Annotated in this window: 15 protein-coding genes; 7 read left to right on the forward strand and 8 right to left on the reverse strand. The window is 72.1% G+C overall.

What is annotated here, in order from left to right; genetic code table 11:
• Positions 1-90: 90 nt before the first annotated feature.
• Complete coding sequence (locus tag ACIA6A_RS32305) at positions 91-828, reverse strand: ABC transporter permease (protein WP_396101745.1); 738 nt, start codon at positions 826-828, stop codon at positions 91-93.
• Positions 825-1,793 carry an ATP-binding cassette domain-containing protein gene (locus tag ACIA6A_RS32310; protein ID WP_396101746.1) on the reverse strand — a complete coding sequence of 323 codons (969 nt, stop codon included), beginning with the start codon at positions 1,791-1,793 and terminating at the stop codon, positions 825-827. Before ACIA6A_RS32310 ends, ACIA6A_RS32305 begins: the two co-directional genes overlap by 4 nt.
• Before the next feature lie 62 nt (positions 1,794-1,855).
• Here ACIA6A_RS32310 and ACIA6A_RS32315 point away from each other — a divergent pair, with 62 nt between their 5' ends.
• From ACIA6A_RS32315 to ACIA6A_RS32325, 3 genes are all read left to right on the forward strand, one after another.
• Complete coding sequence (locus tag ACIA6A_RS32315) at positions 1,856-2,848, forward strand: helix-turn-helix transcriptional regulator (RefSeq protein WP_396101747.1); 993 nt, start codon at positions 1,856-1,858, stop codon at positions 2,846-2,848.
• Positions 2,849-2,955: 107 nt separating this feature from the next.
• Positions 2,956-3,996, forward strand: coding sequence for an amidohydrolase family protein (locus tag ACIA6A_RS32320; protein ID WP_396101748.1), 1,041 nt, complete (start codon positions 2,956-2,958; stop codon positions 3,994-3,996).
• A 41-nt stretch (positions 3,997-4,037) separates the two neighbouring features.
• Positions 4,038-4,592: an NADAR family protein gene (locus ACIA6A_RS32325; RefSeq protein ID WP_396101749.1), complete on the forward strand. Its 555-nt coding sequence runs from the start codon at positions 4,038-4,040 to the stop codon at positions 4,590-4,592.
• 4 nt (positions 4,593-4,596) lie between these two features.
• On the opposite strand, the gene ACIA6A_RS32330 is transcribed toward ACIA6A_RS32325, so the two are convergent.
• The gene (locus tag ACIA6A_RS32330; protein WP_396101750.1) at positions 4,597-5,409 is read right to left on the reverse strand and encodes an ATP-binding protein; all 813 of its coding nucleotides are present in this window, start codon (positions 5,407-5,409) and stop codon (positions 4,597-4,599) included.
• A gap of 132 nt (positions 5,410-5,541) precedes the next feature.
• On the opposite strand from ACIA6A_RS32330, the gene ACIA6A_RS32335 reads away from it, so the two are divergent.
• Positions 5,542-6,276, forward strand: a complete 735-nt coding sequence (locus ACIA6A_RS32335; RefSeq protein ID WP_396101751.1) for an ArsR/SmtB family transcription factor — start codon at positions 5,542-5,544, stop codon at positions 6,274-6,276.
• Positions 6,273-7,109, forward strand: coding sequence for an LLM class flavin-dependent oxidoreductase (locus tag ACIA6A_RS32340; protein ID WP_396101752.1), 837 nt, complete (start codon positions 6,273-6,275; stop codon positions 7,107-7,109). The genes ACIA6A_RS32335 and ACIA6A_RS32340 overlap by 4 nt, the downstream gene beginning before the upstream one ends.
• Here the strand turns inward: ACIA6A_RS32340 and ACIA6A_RS32345 are convergent.
• Positions 7,102-7,644, reverse strand: coding sequence for a GNAT family N-acetyltransferase (locus ACIA6A_RS32345; protein ID WP_396101753.1), 543 nt, complete (start codon positions 7,642-7,644; stop codon positions 7,102-7,104). The two genes, ACIA6A_RS32340 and ACIA6A_RS32345, sit on opposite strands and share 8 nt — an antisense overlap.
• Positions 7,645-7,776: 132 nt before the next feature.
• On the opposite strand from ACIA6A_RS32345, the gene ACIA6A_RS32350 reads away from it, so the two are divergent.
• Together ACIA6A_RS32350 and ACIA6A_RS32355 are read left to right on the forward strand one after the other, a co-directional pair.
• On the forward strand, positions 7,777-9,279 hold the full coding sequence (locus ACIA6A_RS32350) for a beta-N-acetylhexosaminidase (protein ID WP_396101754.1): 1,503 nt from the start codon (positions 7,777-7,779) through the stop codon (positions 9,277-9,279).
• Between the two features lie 172 nt (positions 9,280-9,451).
• Complete coding sequence (locus ACIA6A_RS32355; RefSeq protein WP_396101755.1) at positions 9,452-11,980, forward strand: M48 family metalloprotease; 2,529 nt, start codon at positions 9,452-9,454, stop codon at positions 11,978-11,980.
• Between the two features lie 289 nt (positions 11,981-12,269).
• Here the strand turns inward: ACIA6A_RS32355 and ACIA6A_RS32360 are convergent, their stop codons facing one another.
• The 4 genes from ACIA6A_RS32360 to ACIA6A_RS32375 are packed head-to-tail and all read right to left on the reverse strand — an operon-like array spanning position 12,270 to position 15,404.
• Positions 12,270-12,716, reverse strand: coding sequence for a hypothetical protein (locus tag ACIA6A_RS32360; protein ID WP_396101756.1), 447 nt, complete (start codon positions 12,714-12,716; stop codon positions 12,270-12,272).
• Positions 12,717-12,734: 18 nt separating this feature from the next.
• Complete coding sequence (locus ACIA6A_RS32365) at positions 12,735-13,715, reverse strand: helix-turn-helix transcriptional regulator (RefSeq protein ID WP_396101757.1); 981 nt, start codon at positions 13,713-13,715, stop codon at positions 12,735-12,737.
• 46 nt (positions 13,716-13,761) lie between these two features.
• Positions 13,762-14,748 carry a hypothetical protein gene (locus tag ACIA6A_RS32370; protein WP_396101758.1) on the reverse strand — a complete coding sequence of 329 codons (987 nt, stop codon included), beginning with the start codon at positions 14,746-14,748 and terminating at the stop codon, positions 13,762-13,764.
• Between the two features lie 11 nt (positions 14,749-14,759).
• Complete coding sequence (locus tag ACIA6A_RS32375) at positions 14,760-15,404, reverse strand: hypothetical protein (protein ID WP_396101759.1); 645 nt, start codon at positions 15,402-15,404, stop codon at positions 14,760-14,762.
• Positions 15,405-15,536: the final 132 nt, after the last annotated feature.

A 15,536-nucleotide genomic window follows, 5' to 3' on the forward strand; every position in this document is an offset into this window, starting at 1 on the left:
CCCACGTCGATCACTCACTTCCGGTTCGACGTTATCGGCCCCGCGCTCTCCGCGTGCCTACCCGGCTCCCGCGCGCCGGAGTGGTCGCCCTCAATCCGAGCGCTTCATGGCTCGGGTGCCGACGGCGAGGCCCACCGCGGCGACCAGGACGGCCGCGACCGCTCCCCACGCGGTTTCCGAGCTCGCGATCGAGCCGCTGAACAGGGCTCGTTCGGCGTCCACCACGTACGTCAGCGGGTTGGCCCTCGACAGGCCCTGCAACCAGCCCGGCCCGTTGTCGATCGGCAGCAGCATCCCGGCCAGCAGCAGCAGCGGGAAGAGCAGCGTCTGCTGCACGGTCCAGAACAACCACTCCTGGTTCTTCGCGGCCAGCGCCAGCGTGTACGACAGCGCGCCCAGCCCCAGGCAGAACGTCGACAGGATGACGAGCCCGATCAGCGCCCCGGCCAGGTGCAGCTCGAACCCGAACGGCAGGCAGAGCGCCACGATCAGCGCGGCCTGGCCGAGCACCGGCACGATCTCCTTGAGCGCCCGGCCGATCAGCAGCGCCGGCCGTCGCAACGGGGTGACCAGCATCCGCTCGTGCGACCCGGTCTGGATCTCGTACAGCAGGTTCGAACCGGTCATCGACGTGCCGAACAGGCACGACATCACCACGATGCCGGGCACGAACCACTGCAGCGACAGGTCGGCGGGCAGCAGCGGTGCGAACAGGCCCAGGAAGACCAGCGGCTGGACCATCGAGAAGACGGCGGTGAACGGGTTGCGCAGCATCGGCCGCAGCTCGCGGCTGAACACCACGCCGGTGTCGGTGATCAGGTTGCTCATCGTCCGGCCCCCACGAGTTCCGCCTCGGCCCGGCGGGCGTCGCCCTCACGCAGGCTGCGACCGGTCAGCTTGAGGAACACGTCGTCCAGCGTCGGCCGGACGACCTCGACCTCGCTCACGTCCAGCCCCGCGGCGCCGAGGTCGGCGAGGATCCCGGGCACCCGCCGGGGTGCGCCGTCCATCGAGATCCGCAGCTTGCCGCCCTCGCGTTCGATGCCCGGGTACGACAGCCGGGCGGCGGCCGCGGCGGCGTCGCTCTCGTGGTCGAAGCCCAGCACGATCCGGTCGCCGACGTGCTCGGCCTTCAGTGCGGCCGGGCTGTCGTCGGCGATGATCCGGCCGTGGTCGATCACCACCACCCGCTCGGCCATCGAGTCGGCCTCGTCCAGGTAGTGCGTGGTCAGCACGACCGTGGTGCCGTGCGCCGCCCGCAGCCCGCGGATGTGCTCCTGCAGATTGGCCCGGTTCTGCGGGTCGAGCCCGGTCGACGGCTCGTCGAGGAACAGCAGCTCCGGCGAGTGGATCAGGCCCATGGCGATGTCCAGCCGCCGCCGCTGCCCGCCGGAGAGCGTCGACACCGTGCGGTCGGCGACCTCCCCGAGACCCAGCGACTCGATCAGCTCGGTGGCCCGCAGCCGGGCCGCACCGACCTTCATGCCGTACGCGCGGCCCTGGCTGATCAGCTCGTCGCGGCCCCGCTGGCTGTGGCCGGCCCCGTTGCCCTGCCCGATGTACCCGATCCGCTGCCGCACCTCCCGCTGTTGCCGGACGACGTCGAATCCGGCCACCCGTGCGGTGCCGGAGGTCGGCGGGATGAGCGTGGTGAGCATCCGCAGCGTCGTCGACTTCCCGGCCCCGTTCGGCCCGAGCAGCGCGACCAGTTCACCGTCGCCGACGGTCAGATCGATGCCCTGCACCGCCCGTACGTCCTTGAAATGCTTGCTGAGCTCATGTGTCTCCAACATGGCGCCGACGTTAGGCTCGATAGCGGCCACTTCCTGACCGCAATCGGAGCGAGGGTGGGTGCATGGCCAACACGAGCGCACGGATGCTCCGCCTCCTCTCCCTCCTGCAGACCCACCGGTACTGGCCCGGCACGGAGCTGGCGGACCGCCTGGAGGTCAGCCCCCGGACCCTGCGCCGCGACGTCGACCGGCTCCGCGAGCTCGGTTACCCGGTGGACGCGGCCCGTGGTGTGGCCGGCGGCTACCAGCTGCAGGCCGGCGCCGCGGTGCCGCCGCTGCTGCTGGACGACGACGAGGCGGTGGCCATCGCGCTCGGCCTGCGCACGATGGCCGCCGGCGCGGTGGCCGGCTTCGAGGAGAACTCGGTCCGGGCGCTGGCCAAGGTCATCCAGCTGCTCCCGCCCCGCCTGCGCAAACGCATCGACGCGCTGCGGGCGGTGAGCACCCCCGGGGCGTTCGGGTCCGGTCCCGCGCTCGACGCGACCACGCTGACCACGATCGCCCTGGCCTGCCGGGCCGAGGAGCGCCTGCGCTTCAGCTACACCGCACCCACCCACGGCACCGCGCCGCTCACCGAGCGGTTCGTGGAGCCGCACCGGCTCGTCTCACTGGGGCTGCGGTGGTATCTGGTGGCCTGGGACCTCGACCGCGGGGACTGGCGCAGCTTCCGGGTCGACCGGCTCAGCGGTGCCGAGCTGACCGGGGTCCGGTTCCGGCCGCGCGAGATCCCCGGTGGCGACCCGGTCGCCTGGATGAAGGCCCGCCGGTCCGAGGTGCGCAACCGCTATGACGTGTCGGTCGTCGTGCACACCGACCGGGAGCGGGTCCGGCAGTTCATCGGGCAGTGGGGAAAGACCGAGCAGCTCGACGCCGTTCCCGGCGCCCCGGTGCGGTGCCGGGTGCGGATGAGCGTGGACGACCTCGGCTGGCCCGCCATGGTCATCGGCATGCTGGGCGCCGATTTTGTCATCGAGAACCCGGCCGAGCTGCACGACCGGGTCCGGCTGATGGGGGAGACCCTGCGCCGCAACACAGAGCCTCCCGAACCGATCTGAGCAGGGCGGATCGGCGCCCCCGTGGCGTCGATCCGCATGCTGGAACCTATCGGCCCCCTGTGACATTTTTCGGCGGCGTTGATCCACTGTGGCCCTAGGCTGCGGTGATGACTGTTCTTCATCTGCGGGGGCCGGCCCTGCCCGGCGGCGAGGTGCTCGACCTCTGGACCGACGGGGACCGCTGGACCACCGATCCGGTCGCGGGGGCCGAACTGATCGAGGGCTGGCTGCTGCCCGGTCTGGTCGACGCGCACACCCATCCCGGGGCCGAGCAGCCCGGTGATCCGCTCGACGAGAACGTCCTGCGCGGTGACCTCGAGGCGCACGTCGACAATGGAGTGACGCTGATCCGGTCGCCGGGTCTCGCCGCGGAGCCGCCGGAATGGTTCGGGCAGGACCCCGCACTGCCCCGGGCCGTGCACGCCGGGCCGTGGATCGCGCAGCTCGGCCAGTTCTTCGACGGGTGGGGCCGCCGGGCCGACCACGACGAGCTGCCCGGGATCGCCGCCGCGCAGGCCGCCCGCACCGGCTGGGCCAAGATCATCGCCGACTGGCAGTACGGCGACCCGCACGTGCCTGAGGACGTGCTGCGCCAGATCGTCGAGCGGGTCCATGCCGTCGGCGGCCGGGTGGCCGTGCATTCCCAGCGACCCGGCGGGGGTACGGCCGCCGTGCACGCCGGCGTCGACTCCGTGGAGCACGGCATGGGGCTGGATCCGGGGTTGCTGCCCGAGATGGCCGCCCGGGGCATCGCGTTCACGCCGACGCTGTCCGTGCTGCAGGACACCATGCCGAGGGCGCTGGCCCAGCCGGACTCCCCGTCGCGCCGGGAGCGGATCCGGTCCGTGGGCGCCCACCCCGCTCTCGTCGCGGCTGCCGTCGAGGCCGGCGTGACGGTGCTCGCGGGCACCGACACCCGTCCCATGGGCGGCATCGCGGTCGAGATCCGGGCCCTGCTCGCCGCCGGTGTCCCGGCCCATGATGCGCTGGCCGCCGGCTCGTGGTCGGCCCGTGCCTACCTGGGTCTGGCCGGGCTGGAGCCGGGGGCCCCCGCCGACGCGGTCGTCTACGCCTCGGATCCGCGTACCGACATGGCGATGCTGGACCACCCGCGGGCCGTCATCCTGCGCGGGGTCAGGGTGCGATAAAGCGCGGGAACTTGTCAGTGGGTCGCGGCATACTTCCGAACGTGAACGAGACGCCTGCTTCCCTGGCCGACCTGATCGCGCTGACGGCCACCGGCCGGAGCGTGAAATACCTGTTCTTCTGGGGGCATCGGCCGCAACGCGACGGCAGCGTCGGTGCGGGCTGCCTGAGCCAGTGGTGGCCGGCGGCGTTCACGGTCGACGGTGTCCGCTTCGCGACGGCCGAGCACTTCATGATGTGGCGCAAGGCCCGGTTGTTCGGCGACGAGGAGTCGGCCCGCAAGATCGTCACCGCCGGTCACCCTCGGCAGGCCAAGATGCTGGGCCGCCGGGTCAGTGGCTTCGACGACCAGGCCTGGGAGCGGGAGCGGTTCGGCATCGTGGTGGACGCCTGTGTGGCCAAATTCGGTCAGCACCAGGATCTGCGCGACTTCCTGACCGGTTCCGGCAAACGGGTGCTGGTGGAGGCCAGCCCGACCGACCGGATCTGGGGCATCGGCCTGGCCGCCACCGATGACCGGGCCGGGGACCCGGCCCGGTGGCGTGGTCTCAACCTGCTCGGCTTCGCCCTGATGCGGGCCCGCGACCAGCTCGGCTGACGCACTACCAGCCGCGGGGGCGCCCGGCCCGGTCCCTGATGGTCGCCCAGACGAGCTTGCCGCCGGACGTCGGCATCGCGCCCCAGGCCAGCGTGTCGGCGTGCACCACCCGCAGGCCGCGGCCACGTTCGTCGAGCGGGCCGCCGTCGACGATCGGGGCCATCTTCAGCATGCGGGGCAGCGTCGGGTTGCGGTCGCGGACGGCCAGGTGCAGCCCGGAACCGCGCCGCGAGACGGTGATGTCCATCTCGGTGCGGGCGTGCTCGACCGCGTTCGCGACGAGTTCGGAGACGACGGCCCGCCCGGGGTGCAGCAGGTTCGGCATCCCCCACTCCTGGCAGGCGCCACCGATGAGATTTCTGGCCACGCTCAGTGATGTCGGTGACGGGGGCAGGCGGAGCCGGATCACGTCGAGCAGCGGTCGTTTGCCGGACAGGGCCGCCCGCGCGCCGGCCGGTGTCTCGCAGACGACGATGAACCGCGCGTTACCCACCCGGGCCAGCCGCCGGCGCAGCGGGACGTGCGTCGGCAGGCAGAGCGCGACGTGGGTGGGCGGCTCGGTGGCGGCGGCGATCCGGGCGATGGTCACCCATGTCGCGACGCTCTCCGCGCTCGGATCGTCCACCGCGGTCAGGTCCACGATGATCCCGGTGGGACATTCGGCCAGGCATTTCTGGAAGGTCCGGTGGAGCGTCCCGGCGAGGTGGCGGCGCCACGGCCCCCGCGCCGCGATGTCGATGAAGGTGCCGTCGATGTCGGTGCTCACGGCGATCTCGGAACCCAAGGGGTCGAACAGGAACGGAGGTTCGTCCTCCATGGCGGGCCTCCGGCGATGGGATACCCGGAGTCTCGGGGGCTGATCGGAACTAGTCAACCGTACGGTCACCTCAGTGGGGTAGGCCGTTCAGCGCGGCTTGACATGCAGCCTTTAAGCTGCATTACTTTGCGTATGGACGAGGTTTTCCGTGCGCTCGCCGATCCGACCCGCCGGCACCTGCTCGATCTGTTGCGGGAGCACAACGGGAGCAGCCTCGGCGAGTTGTGCGAGCCCCTCGCCATGACCCGGCAGTCGGTGACCCGGCATCTCGAGCTGCTGGAGGCCGCCAACCTGGTCACCGTGGTGCGGCGGGGCCGGGAAAAACTGCACTACCTCAATCCCGTGCCGCTGCACGAGCTGCAGGAGCGCTGGATCGACACGTTCGAGCGCCCGCGGCTGCGGGTGCTCGGCGCCGTGAAACGCCGAGCGGAGGACGCCATGGACGACCGGCCCGACTACGTCTACGTCACCTACATCGAGAGCACCCCGGAGAAGGTCTGGCACGCGCTCACCGACGCGGACGTCACCGCCGCGTTCTGGGGACACGCCAACGTCTCCGACTGGCAGCCCGGCTCCCGCTGGGAGCACCGCCGCACCGACGGCTCCGGCATCGCCGACGTGGCCGGCGAGGTCGTCGAGGCCATCCCGCCCCGGCGGTTGGTTACCACCTGGGACACCTCCCGCGTCACGTTCCAGATCGATCCGTACCACGAGATCGTCCGGGTGACCGTCACCCACGAGAACCTGGTCACCGATGAGGACCGCGCGGCCGTCGCACTCGGCTGGCCGGCCGTGCTGGCCAATCTCAAGACCCTGCTGGAGACCGGCCGGCTGTTGTCGCGGGAACCATGGACGATGGAACCGTGACGAATCTAGGCGCCATCTTCCTTCCCCAGAACCCACCCGAGCGGCTGCCCGCCGTCGCCCGCGCCGCCGAGGAGGCCGGCCTCGAACAGCTCTGGCTGTGGGAGGACTGCTTCCTCAACAGCGGCATCGCGGCGGCCGCGGCGGCACTGGCCGGCACCGAACGCCTCAAGGTCGGTATCGGCCTCATGCCGGTCCCGTTCCGCAACGTCGCCCTGGCCGCGATGGAGATCGCCACCCTGCACCGGCTCTTCGGCGACCGGGCGATCGCCGGCATCGGCCACGGCGTGCAGGACTGGATGGGCCAGGTCGGCGCCCGCGCGGCGTCCCCGCTGACCCTGCTGCGCGAGTACACCGTCGCGCTCAAGTCCCTGTTGCGCGGCGACGAGGTCACCACCGACGGCCGCTACGTCCACCTCGACGCGGTCAAACTCGACTGGCCGCCGGCCCCGCCGGCCCGGGTGCTGATCGGCGCGACCGGCCCCAAGTCGCTGCGGCTCGCCGGCGAGCTCGCCGACGGCACCATCCTCACGTCGGCGACGTCCCCGGCGGGCGTCACCGAGGCGCTCGCCCACATCCAGCCGGGGGAGGACCACGAGGTGGTGGTCTTCATGGCCGCCACGACCGGCCCCGGAGCCGCCGAGGCCCTCGAGCGCGGCAAGTTCGCCGGCGACTGGGGCGTGGCCGGCGACGCGGCGACGATCGCCGCCGGGGTGGAGGAACTGGCCCGGGCCGGTGCGACCACGGTGGTCCTGCAGCCGGTGCCGGGCAACGACATCACCCCGGAGGATTTTGTACGCTTCGTCGCGCGCGAGGTCCGTCCCCTGGTCAACTGAGAACGCGGCCGCGGACCGGGTCGTCGAACCACGTGTCGCCGACCTGGAACCGCTTGACGCCGATGACCTCGAAGCCATGCTTGGCGTAGAAGCGCGCGGCCCGGGCGTTCTGCTCGTTGACACCCAGCCAGCAGAACGCCGCGCCCGCCCGCACGGCGGCTTCCAGGGTCGCGGTCATCAGCGCGGCCGCGGCACCGGAGCCGTGGGTGTCCTGGGTCAGGTAGAACTTGGAAAGCTCGATGCTGGGCCCGGCGTGCACCGCTGACACCAGCGCCGCCACGTGCGGGTCGGCGACGGGGCCGCCGGCCAGCATCGCGTACCCGATGGGCTTGTCGTCCCGGTCCGCGATCAGCAGCACCCGCGACGGGTCCGCCAGATATCGTTCGAAGCTGGCCACCGAGAGATTCGTGGCGATAAAAGCGTCGATGTCCGGCTGCGGGGTGTCCGCCGGAGCCGCCAGCCCGAACGTCCGGGCCGCGAGATCATGCAGCTCACCGGCGTCGGCCCGGGTCGCCAGGCGGATGGAGATCACCATCCCGCCACCTTATCGCCGCCCGTCCCGCCCAGCCGCACCCTCTCGTCCCGCCCTGCCCGCTCCGCGGAACTGGAAAGAGGGTTTAGAGTTTCGGGCGGGCCGATTCCGGCCCCTACGATGAAGGGCGTAGCGGTGACCAGAGAATTGGGCGATGTCATACCCGCCCCGGGTGAGGTGCGGCCGGATCCGGCCGCGGGTTTCACGATCGAGACCGGCGTGACCATCTCCGCCGCACCGGGCACGGAGGCGGTCGCTGAGCACCTCGCCGCGGCCCTGCGCCCGGCGACCGGCTTCGACCTGCCGATCGGCCCCGGCCCGGACGCGGGCGCCGGCGCGGTGCCCGCTCGCACCCCGGGTGGGATCCACCTGGAGCTCGACGAGACGCTGGGCGACGAGGCGTACCGGATGGTGGTCGATCCGGGCGGGATCGTGCTCACCGGGGGTGACCCGGCCGGGTTGTTCTATGCGGTGCAGACGCTGCGCCAGGTGCTGCCCGCCGAGATCCACGCCGACGGGCCGCGGGAAACGGTCTGGACCGTGCCGGGCGGGCTGATCGCCGACCGGCCGCGGTTCGGGTACCGCGGGGCGATGCTCGACGTCGCCCGGCACTTCTTCAGTGTCGCCGAGGTGGAGTCCTATCTCGACGCTCTCGTGCAGTTCAAGATCAATCACCTGCATCTGCACCTCACCGACGACCAGGGCTGGCGTCTCGAGATCGAGAGCCGTCCCGAGCTCACCGTCGTCAGCGGCGGCGCGGGCACCGGCGTCGACGGGGCCGGGCCCGGCTTCTACACCCAGGATGAGTACGCCGGGCTGGTCGCCTATGCAGCTGCCCGCTTCGTGACGATCGTCCCGGAATTCGACATGCCGGGACACGTCAACGCCGCCCAGGTGGCCTACCCGGAGCTCACCGCCGACGGCGTCGCCCCCGGACCGCGCACGGATCTCGAGGTCGGCTACAGCTCGTTGGTGGCCGGCAAGGAGGAGACGTACGCGTTCGTGGAGGACGTGCTGCGCGAGGTCGCGGCGCTGACCCCGGGGCCGTACCTGCACATCGGTGGCGACGAGGCGCAGGCCACCACCCCCGAGGACTACCGCGCGTTCATCGGCCGGGTGCTGCCATTGGTCGCGAAGTACGGCAAACGACCGGTCGGCTGGCACGAGCTGGCCGGCGCCGACCTGCCCGGCGACGCGATCCTGCAGTACTGGGGGATCGACGCGGCCGACGACACCACCGCCGGTGCGGCCGCCCGCGGGCATCAGGTGATCATGTCGCCGGCCGACCGCAGCTACCTCGACATGCGGTACGCGGCGGATACCCGGCCCGGCCTGGACTGGGCGGGCGTGACCGACGTCGAGAAGGCGTACGGCTGGGACCCGGCCGGCCGGCTGCCCGGGGTGGGCGAGGACAACCTGCTCGGGGTCGAGGCCCCGCTCTGGTCGGAGACCCTGCGCAGCCTCGCCGACGCCCAGACGATGACGTTCCCCCGGCTCCCGGCGATCGCCGAGATCGGCTGGTCACCGCGGGTCACCCACGACTGGGAGTCGTTCCGGCGCCGGCTGGCGGCGTTCGGGCCACGCTGGCGGGAACAGGGCATCGCCTACCACCCCGCCCCCGAGATCCCCTGGCAGTAACGCCCGCGCGGTACCCGCCCGTCCCGCGGGCGGGTAACCCGCTGTCCCGAAATCTTCCTTAAATCTGTATCCGGACGCGCTCCGGCATCCGGGCAGCTCACGGGCTCTTCGAGGGGGGAGCGACCCGGACCGCGCCCGCCGGTCACCCGGGGACCACCCCTACTCTTGCCGAGTGCAGAAGTACGTGTGGACTTCGGCCGCCGCCCTGGCCGGCTTCCTGGCGGTCGCTGCCCTGCAGCTGGCGCTGGTCGTCGTGCCGGTGTTGCTGGTGCTCTCGACGTTGCCCGGTGCGGCCGCCGTGCGGATCGGCGCGCCCGTGTGCGTGGCCACCGTCGGTGTCATGGCGTACGCCACCTGGCGCGCCCTGCACACCCGCCGCCCCGAACCGGTCGGCATCCCGGTCACCCGCCAGGACGCGCCCGAACTCTGGGCCCTGCTCGACGGCGCGGCGGCGGCGGCGGGCACCCGTGCCCCCGACCGCCTCACCATCGTGGCGGAAGCGGTCGCCAAACTGATCGAACGCACCCGCTTCCTCGGTTTCGGTGGCGGCCGGCGCGACTTCTACCTCGGCCTCCCGTTGCTGCAGGCCTGGGACACCGAGCACCTGCGCGCCGTCGCGGCCCACGAGATCGGCCACTTCTCACCCCGCCTCGGCCGCCTCGCCCCGCTCGCCTACCGCGGCCGGACCACGGTCGCCCGGGTGGTGCCCCGCATCCCGCGACGCAACCCGGCGGGGCCGATGCTGCGGGCGTACGCGAAGCTCTACCGCCGGGCCGACGCCCCGTTCAGCCGCGCCCAGGAACTGCTCGCCGACCGCATCGCCGCCGAGTACTCGACCCCGGCGGCGGCCGCGGCGGTCCTGCGCGACCTCCCCGCCCTCGACGCCGTGCACCGCGTCTTCCACGCTGAGTATCTCGGCCCGGGCTGGCAGGCGGGCCACGTCCCGGACGACATCTTCGGCGGCTTCCTGCGCGTCCTCGCGGCCCGCGCGGAAGAGGTAGCCGTCCTCCGGGCCCGTGAACCAGCCGCACCCTCCACCTGGGACACCCACCCACCCCGCCAGGAACGCCTCGCCGCCCTGGCCGCCCTCACCCAGCCGACCCAGGCCGCGCCTTCCCAGCCTGCGCCTTCCCAGCCCGCGTCGGTCCAGCCCGCGTCGGTCCAGCCCGCGTCGGTCCAGCCCGCGTCGGTCCAGGCTGCGTCGGTCCAGGCCGCGTCGGTCCAGGCTGCGTCGGTCCAGGCCGCGTCGGCCGCGCCTGGGCTGGCGTTCTCGGCCACGTCCGGGTTGGCCTCCTCGTCCGCAGCGACCCCGGCCGCGTCCAACGTGGACCCTTTGGCTACGGTTTCGCCCGGCTTGTCCGATCCGGCCTCGGCCGAGCCCACCCAGACGCCGGCTTCGGTCCCGCCTACCCCGACGTCGTCGACCCTGGCCGGGGCCACCCAGACGCCGGCTTCGGTCGCGCCCAACCCGACTTCGCCGACCCGGGCCGAGCCGGGCCAGGCCTCGGACACTCCCGCCGTGCCCACTCCGGCATCCCCGGCCGGCGCTCCCATCCCTGCCGGTCCGTCACCGACCGGTCTGTCATCCACCGCTCTGTCATCCACCGCCTTGTCATCCACCCCTCTGTCATCCGCTGCCCCGATGGTCGCCCCCGACGCGGAGCTAGCCGCGGGCGCCGTCGCCGACCCGGAACCGGAACCGCCGGGTGCCGGCTCCGCGTCGGGTGCCGGCTCCGTGCCGGGCGGTGGCTCCGCGTCGGGTGCCGGCTCCGCGGGCTCCGCGCCGGGTGCTGATGGGCTCGCTGAGCCGGATCCTGAGCCCGCGTTGCGGCTGGTCCCGGACCTGCCGGGGCTCGGGCGGGCGTTGCAGCAGGTCGCCTACCCGCCGCAGGGGCGCACCCGGGTCGGCTGGGACGAGTTCTTCGGGGCCGCGCGGACCGTCGAGATGCAGCGGGAGGCCGACGCCGCGCTGACAGCCCTCGGCCGGGTCGCCGACCGGCCCGTCGCCACCGCCGCCGACGTGCTCACGCTGGCGGCGGACGGCGAGCTGCGCAAGGTCGCGGCGGCGGTGTTCCCCGATCTCGCGCCGGACGAGACCATGTTCCGGGTCGGTGAGCTGGTCACGCTGCTCCTCGCCCTGGCCGCTCTGCACAGCGGCGCCGCGCGGTGGCGGCACAGCTGGACCGGCACCGCCGAGCTGGTCGCGGCCGACGGCTCGCACCTGGATCTCGGGGCGCTGGCCACACTCATCGTCGACCCGGCGACCGTGGGGACGGCCCGGGAGCGGCTCGCCGAGCTCGGCATCGACGTCGCGGCCCAGCCGTCGGCCGATGTCCCGCCGGCCCGGCCCGAGGTCGTCGGCGGGGTCGTCAACCTGGTGATCGACGGATCGCGCACCGATGTGCTGATCGTCGACACCGGACTCGTGCTGGTGCCGGGGCTGCCCCGGTCGCAGAACGGGTCGGCGCGGCGGCGGCTCGCCCGGATCGCCGCCGAGGATCCCACCCGGCGGGTGATCGAGACCCGGTTCGTGGCGTACGCCGATGTGGTGAATGCCACTCAGTTGAAACGGCGTAGCTGGGCCCTGGATCTGCGTGACGGCGGCACGGTGAGTGTCCGCACTGCCCTGGATTCTGATGAGTTGCCAGGTGGCTGGGCGGCGCTGGACAACGCGGTGGAATTTCTCGCGCGTACGCGGTAGCACCAGCGCTGAACTGTTGCGCTCCCTCTTCCGTGTGGCTGGGTAGGTGCGTCGCATCGCCGACTATTGGCGTAGTCAGTGCGTCACATCAGGTCACACTGGGTTTCAGTCGACGTTTGCTTTCACGTTCGCGAAATTGGGTAGAACACACCCACGCGTTCGGGCGAGGATCGTCTCGACACGGGGAGGGGGCGTCGATGGAACGGGGACCTTTGGCGCTTTTCGGAGCGCTCATCGCGGTCGGTCTCGGACCGGCGATGTGGCTGGGCGCTCAGTTCGGTGAGTCCACCTACACACGACAGCGTCCGCCCGCGGTGACAACCGTGCAGCAGAACGAGATCATCGGGCCGGAGGGTGGCACCGGCGCGGGCGACACCCCGTCCGACCCGGTCGAGGTCATCCACTCCGACCCGCGGACCGTCGCGCCGCCGGCGTCCCGGCCGAAGGCTGCTCCGGCGAAGTCGCGCACCAGCCCGCCACCGTCCACTCCGGACGAGGAGCCGGTGTCGTCCGAGCCGTCGCCTTCGCCCAGTTCAGCCGCCCCCAGTTCACCGGCGCCCAGTTCTTCTTCGCCCAGCTCCGCGCCGCCTTCCGACGATCCGGAGCCCAGCGGCGAGCCGGAGGATTCGAGCACCCCGCCGTCGAGCGAGTCCGGCCCGGATCCGAGCGACGACGACCGCGACGACCACGACGGCTGGGACGGGTCGACCGGTCCGGACTCACCGTCGGCCGGCACGGACCATCGGTACGGGGACTATCCGGGCGGCAGGTAGGTCCCGGCCAGGCGGCGGGCGGTGTCGACGAACATCGCCCGCAGCTCCGCCGGCCCCAGCACCTCCGCCTCGGCGCCGAGTTTCAGCAGCTCCGTGTGCCCGTGCTTGGCGGATTCGATCGGCACCTCGGTGGTCAGCCACCCGTCGGGGCCGGGCTCGGCGGCCGACTCGCGCGCCCTCCGCGCCATCTCCGGTGCGAACACGAACGGCATGCGGTCCAAGGCCTGCGACGTCATCCGTACGGTCGCTGAGGCCCGGTAGACGCTCCGTTCGTACCCATCGGTCGATTCTTTCCAGAAACCGGCGAGATCGAAGCCCGCGGGACGGTCCGCCGGGTCGTCGCGGACCTGCGCCTCGAGGACGTTGACGACCCGGTAGGAGGTCACCCGGTCCCCGGACGACGCGACGAGATACCAGCGGCCGGCTTTCAACACCACACCCAGCGGCGACACGGTACGGGTGACCTCGCGCGGTTCCTTCCACCGGCGGTAGCGGATCTCGAGCTGCTGTCCGCGCCACACCGCGTCCGCGACCGTGGCCAGGTGCGGGGTGTCCTCACCGGTCCGGAACCAGCCCGCCACGTCCAGGTGGAACCGGTCGCGTACCCGGTCGGCCCGGTCGGCGAGCTCGCCCGGCAGGGCCGCACGCAGCTTGAGTTCCGCGGCGGCCAGCAGTGCGCCGAGACCCAGTTCGGCGGCGGGTCCCGGCATCCCGGTCAGGAACAGCGTGCCTGCCTCGTCGGAGGTCATCCCGGTGAGCCGGGTGCGGTATCCGTCGACGAGCTGGTAGCCGCCGGCCGGCCCGCGGTCGGCGTAGACCGGCACCCCGGACGCGCTCAGCGACTCGACGTCGCGATAGACCGTGCGGACCGAGACCTCGAGCTCCGCGGCCAGCTCGCCGGCCGTCATCCGGCCGCGGGCCTGCAGCAGAAGCAGCAGGGAGACCAGGCGGGATGCGCGCATCCGCCCAGTCTCCCAGGGTGGTACCGGCTCCCAGGGTGGTGTGGGCTCAGAGGCCGGTGATCCGGTTGAGGATGTCGCGGTAACCGCGCAGCTGGACGCGCAGCGCCTCGGTGTCCTCGCTGTCGCCGGTGAGACCGTCCTTGCGTGACTTCAGGCTGGCGGTGAGCTTGTCGACGGCTTCCTCGACCAGCTTCGCGGCCTCGTCGGTGGCCTCCTTCGGGCTGTCGACGAAGCGCAGCTGCACGTCCCGCCAGCGCTCCTTGAGCCCGGCGGCGTCGTCGGCGCTGAAGAACGTGTCGCTGTCCGGGCCGGCGGGCTCGGCGGCGTGCTTGGCGTTGCCGACCGGCACCGGGACGACCGGTTCCGCTGCGACCGGCTCTGCTACGACCGGCTCTGCGTCGACCGGCTCGTCGTCCTTGGCCGGTACTTCGTCGACGGGCTCGTCGGTCTTGTCGGCGTCCAGCGGCTTTTCCGTCACCGGGTCGACGGCCTTCGGGTCCTCGAAGTCGCCCTCGTCCTTCAGCGCGGGTTCGTTCTTGTCCAGCTTCGCGGTGTCCACCGGCTCGTCCTTCGTCTCGTCGTCCTCGGGGCGGAGATCAGTGTCCGTCTCGTCGTGGCCGGTCCTCGCGTCGTCGTCCAGCGGCACGTCCACCACGTCGTCGGTGTCGACCTCGTCGCGGGTCCGCTCCGGCGCCTGCGTGTCCGGCGCCTGCGTGACGCTGCTGCCCCCGTACGTCGTGGTGTTCTTCTCCGAGGGGGACTCGACGACGCCGGCCGGGGTGCCGGTGTCCCGCTGCGGCGGGGTCCACGGGTCGGTGACCGGCTCGGTGGGCGTGCCGTACGCCGTGACCTGCTGGGTGCGGTCGGGGTCGTCGGTCTCGGCCTCGCTCACCGCACCGCCCTCGGCGGGGGTGGCCCACGGCGACGGTGGCCGCTGGCCCGGGACCGCGACCGGGTCGGACTGGATCCGCTCGGTACGGTCGTCGTTGTTGTCGTCCGTGGCCTCACGGGCGTCGTTGGAGAAGAAGCGCATCGCCGGACTCCTCAGCGGCTCGTGGCGTCGGGACGGGAGCCCGCGACGTCGGGGTCGTGGTCATTGATCTTCTGGGACGGGACCTTGGGCTCGCTGTCGGGGGCGACAGCTCCCTCGGAACGCACCGGGTTCTCGCCGAGCAGGTCGGCGAAGAGGGCGCGGTAATGCACGAGGGCCTGGCGGAGGTCCTCGGTCTCGGCGTCACCGTTCTTGCTGCGCTCGCTGATCGCGTGCGCGTCACGGTAGTGCTCGAGTGTGGTCGCGTGCTGCACCGACAGGTTGGCGAGCTGGTCGTCGTAGCCGCCGGTGGGGTAACCGCGCTCCTCGATCAGCCGGGTGACGAGTTCGTCGGCGGTCGAGACGGCTTCCGCGGGGGCGTCCACGAACTGGATCTGGACCTCCTCCCAGGCGACCGAGTAGCGGGCCTTGGCCTCGGCGGGCAGCGCCCGGAGCTCGAACTGGGCCACGCGCTTCTGGCGTTCCTGCAGCTCACGCTCGCCGGCCGCGCGGCTGTCCGCGTCCCCGACCACCCGGTCGTATTCGGGTCCGAACTTGGTCTGCAACTGCTTGCGGCGGCTGGCGCGTACGGCGTACACGACGCCCGCGATCACGAGCAGCACCACGACGATGAGAACGATCACGAGTGTGGGGGACATCGGGCCTCCTCCTTCTTCACCCGTTGGTATGCCCACCCAACCAGGGTCATCAATCCGATTCGAGCCAGTGACGTGAAATCCCTCCGGCCGGGCTTTGATCGACTGACCGTGAGCGTGACATCACTGCAGGCC

The organism is Actinoplanes sp. NPDC051494 (assembly GCF_044454705.1).
Taxonomy (GTDB): domain Bacteria; phylum Actinomycetota; class Actinomycetes; order Mycobacteriales; family Micromonosporaceae; genus Actinoplanes.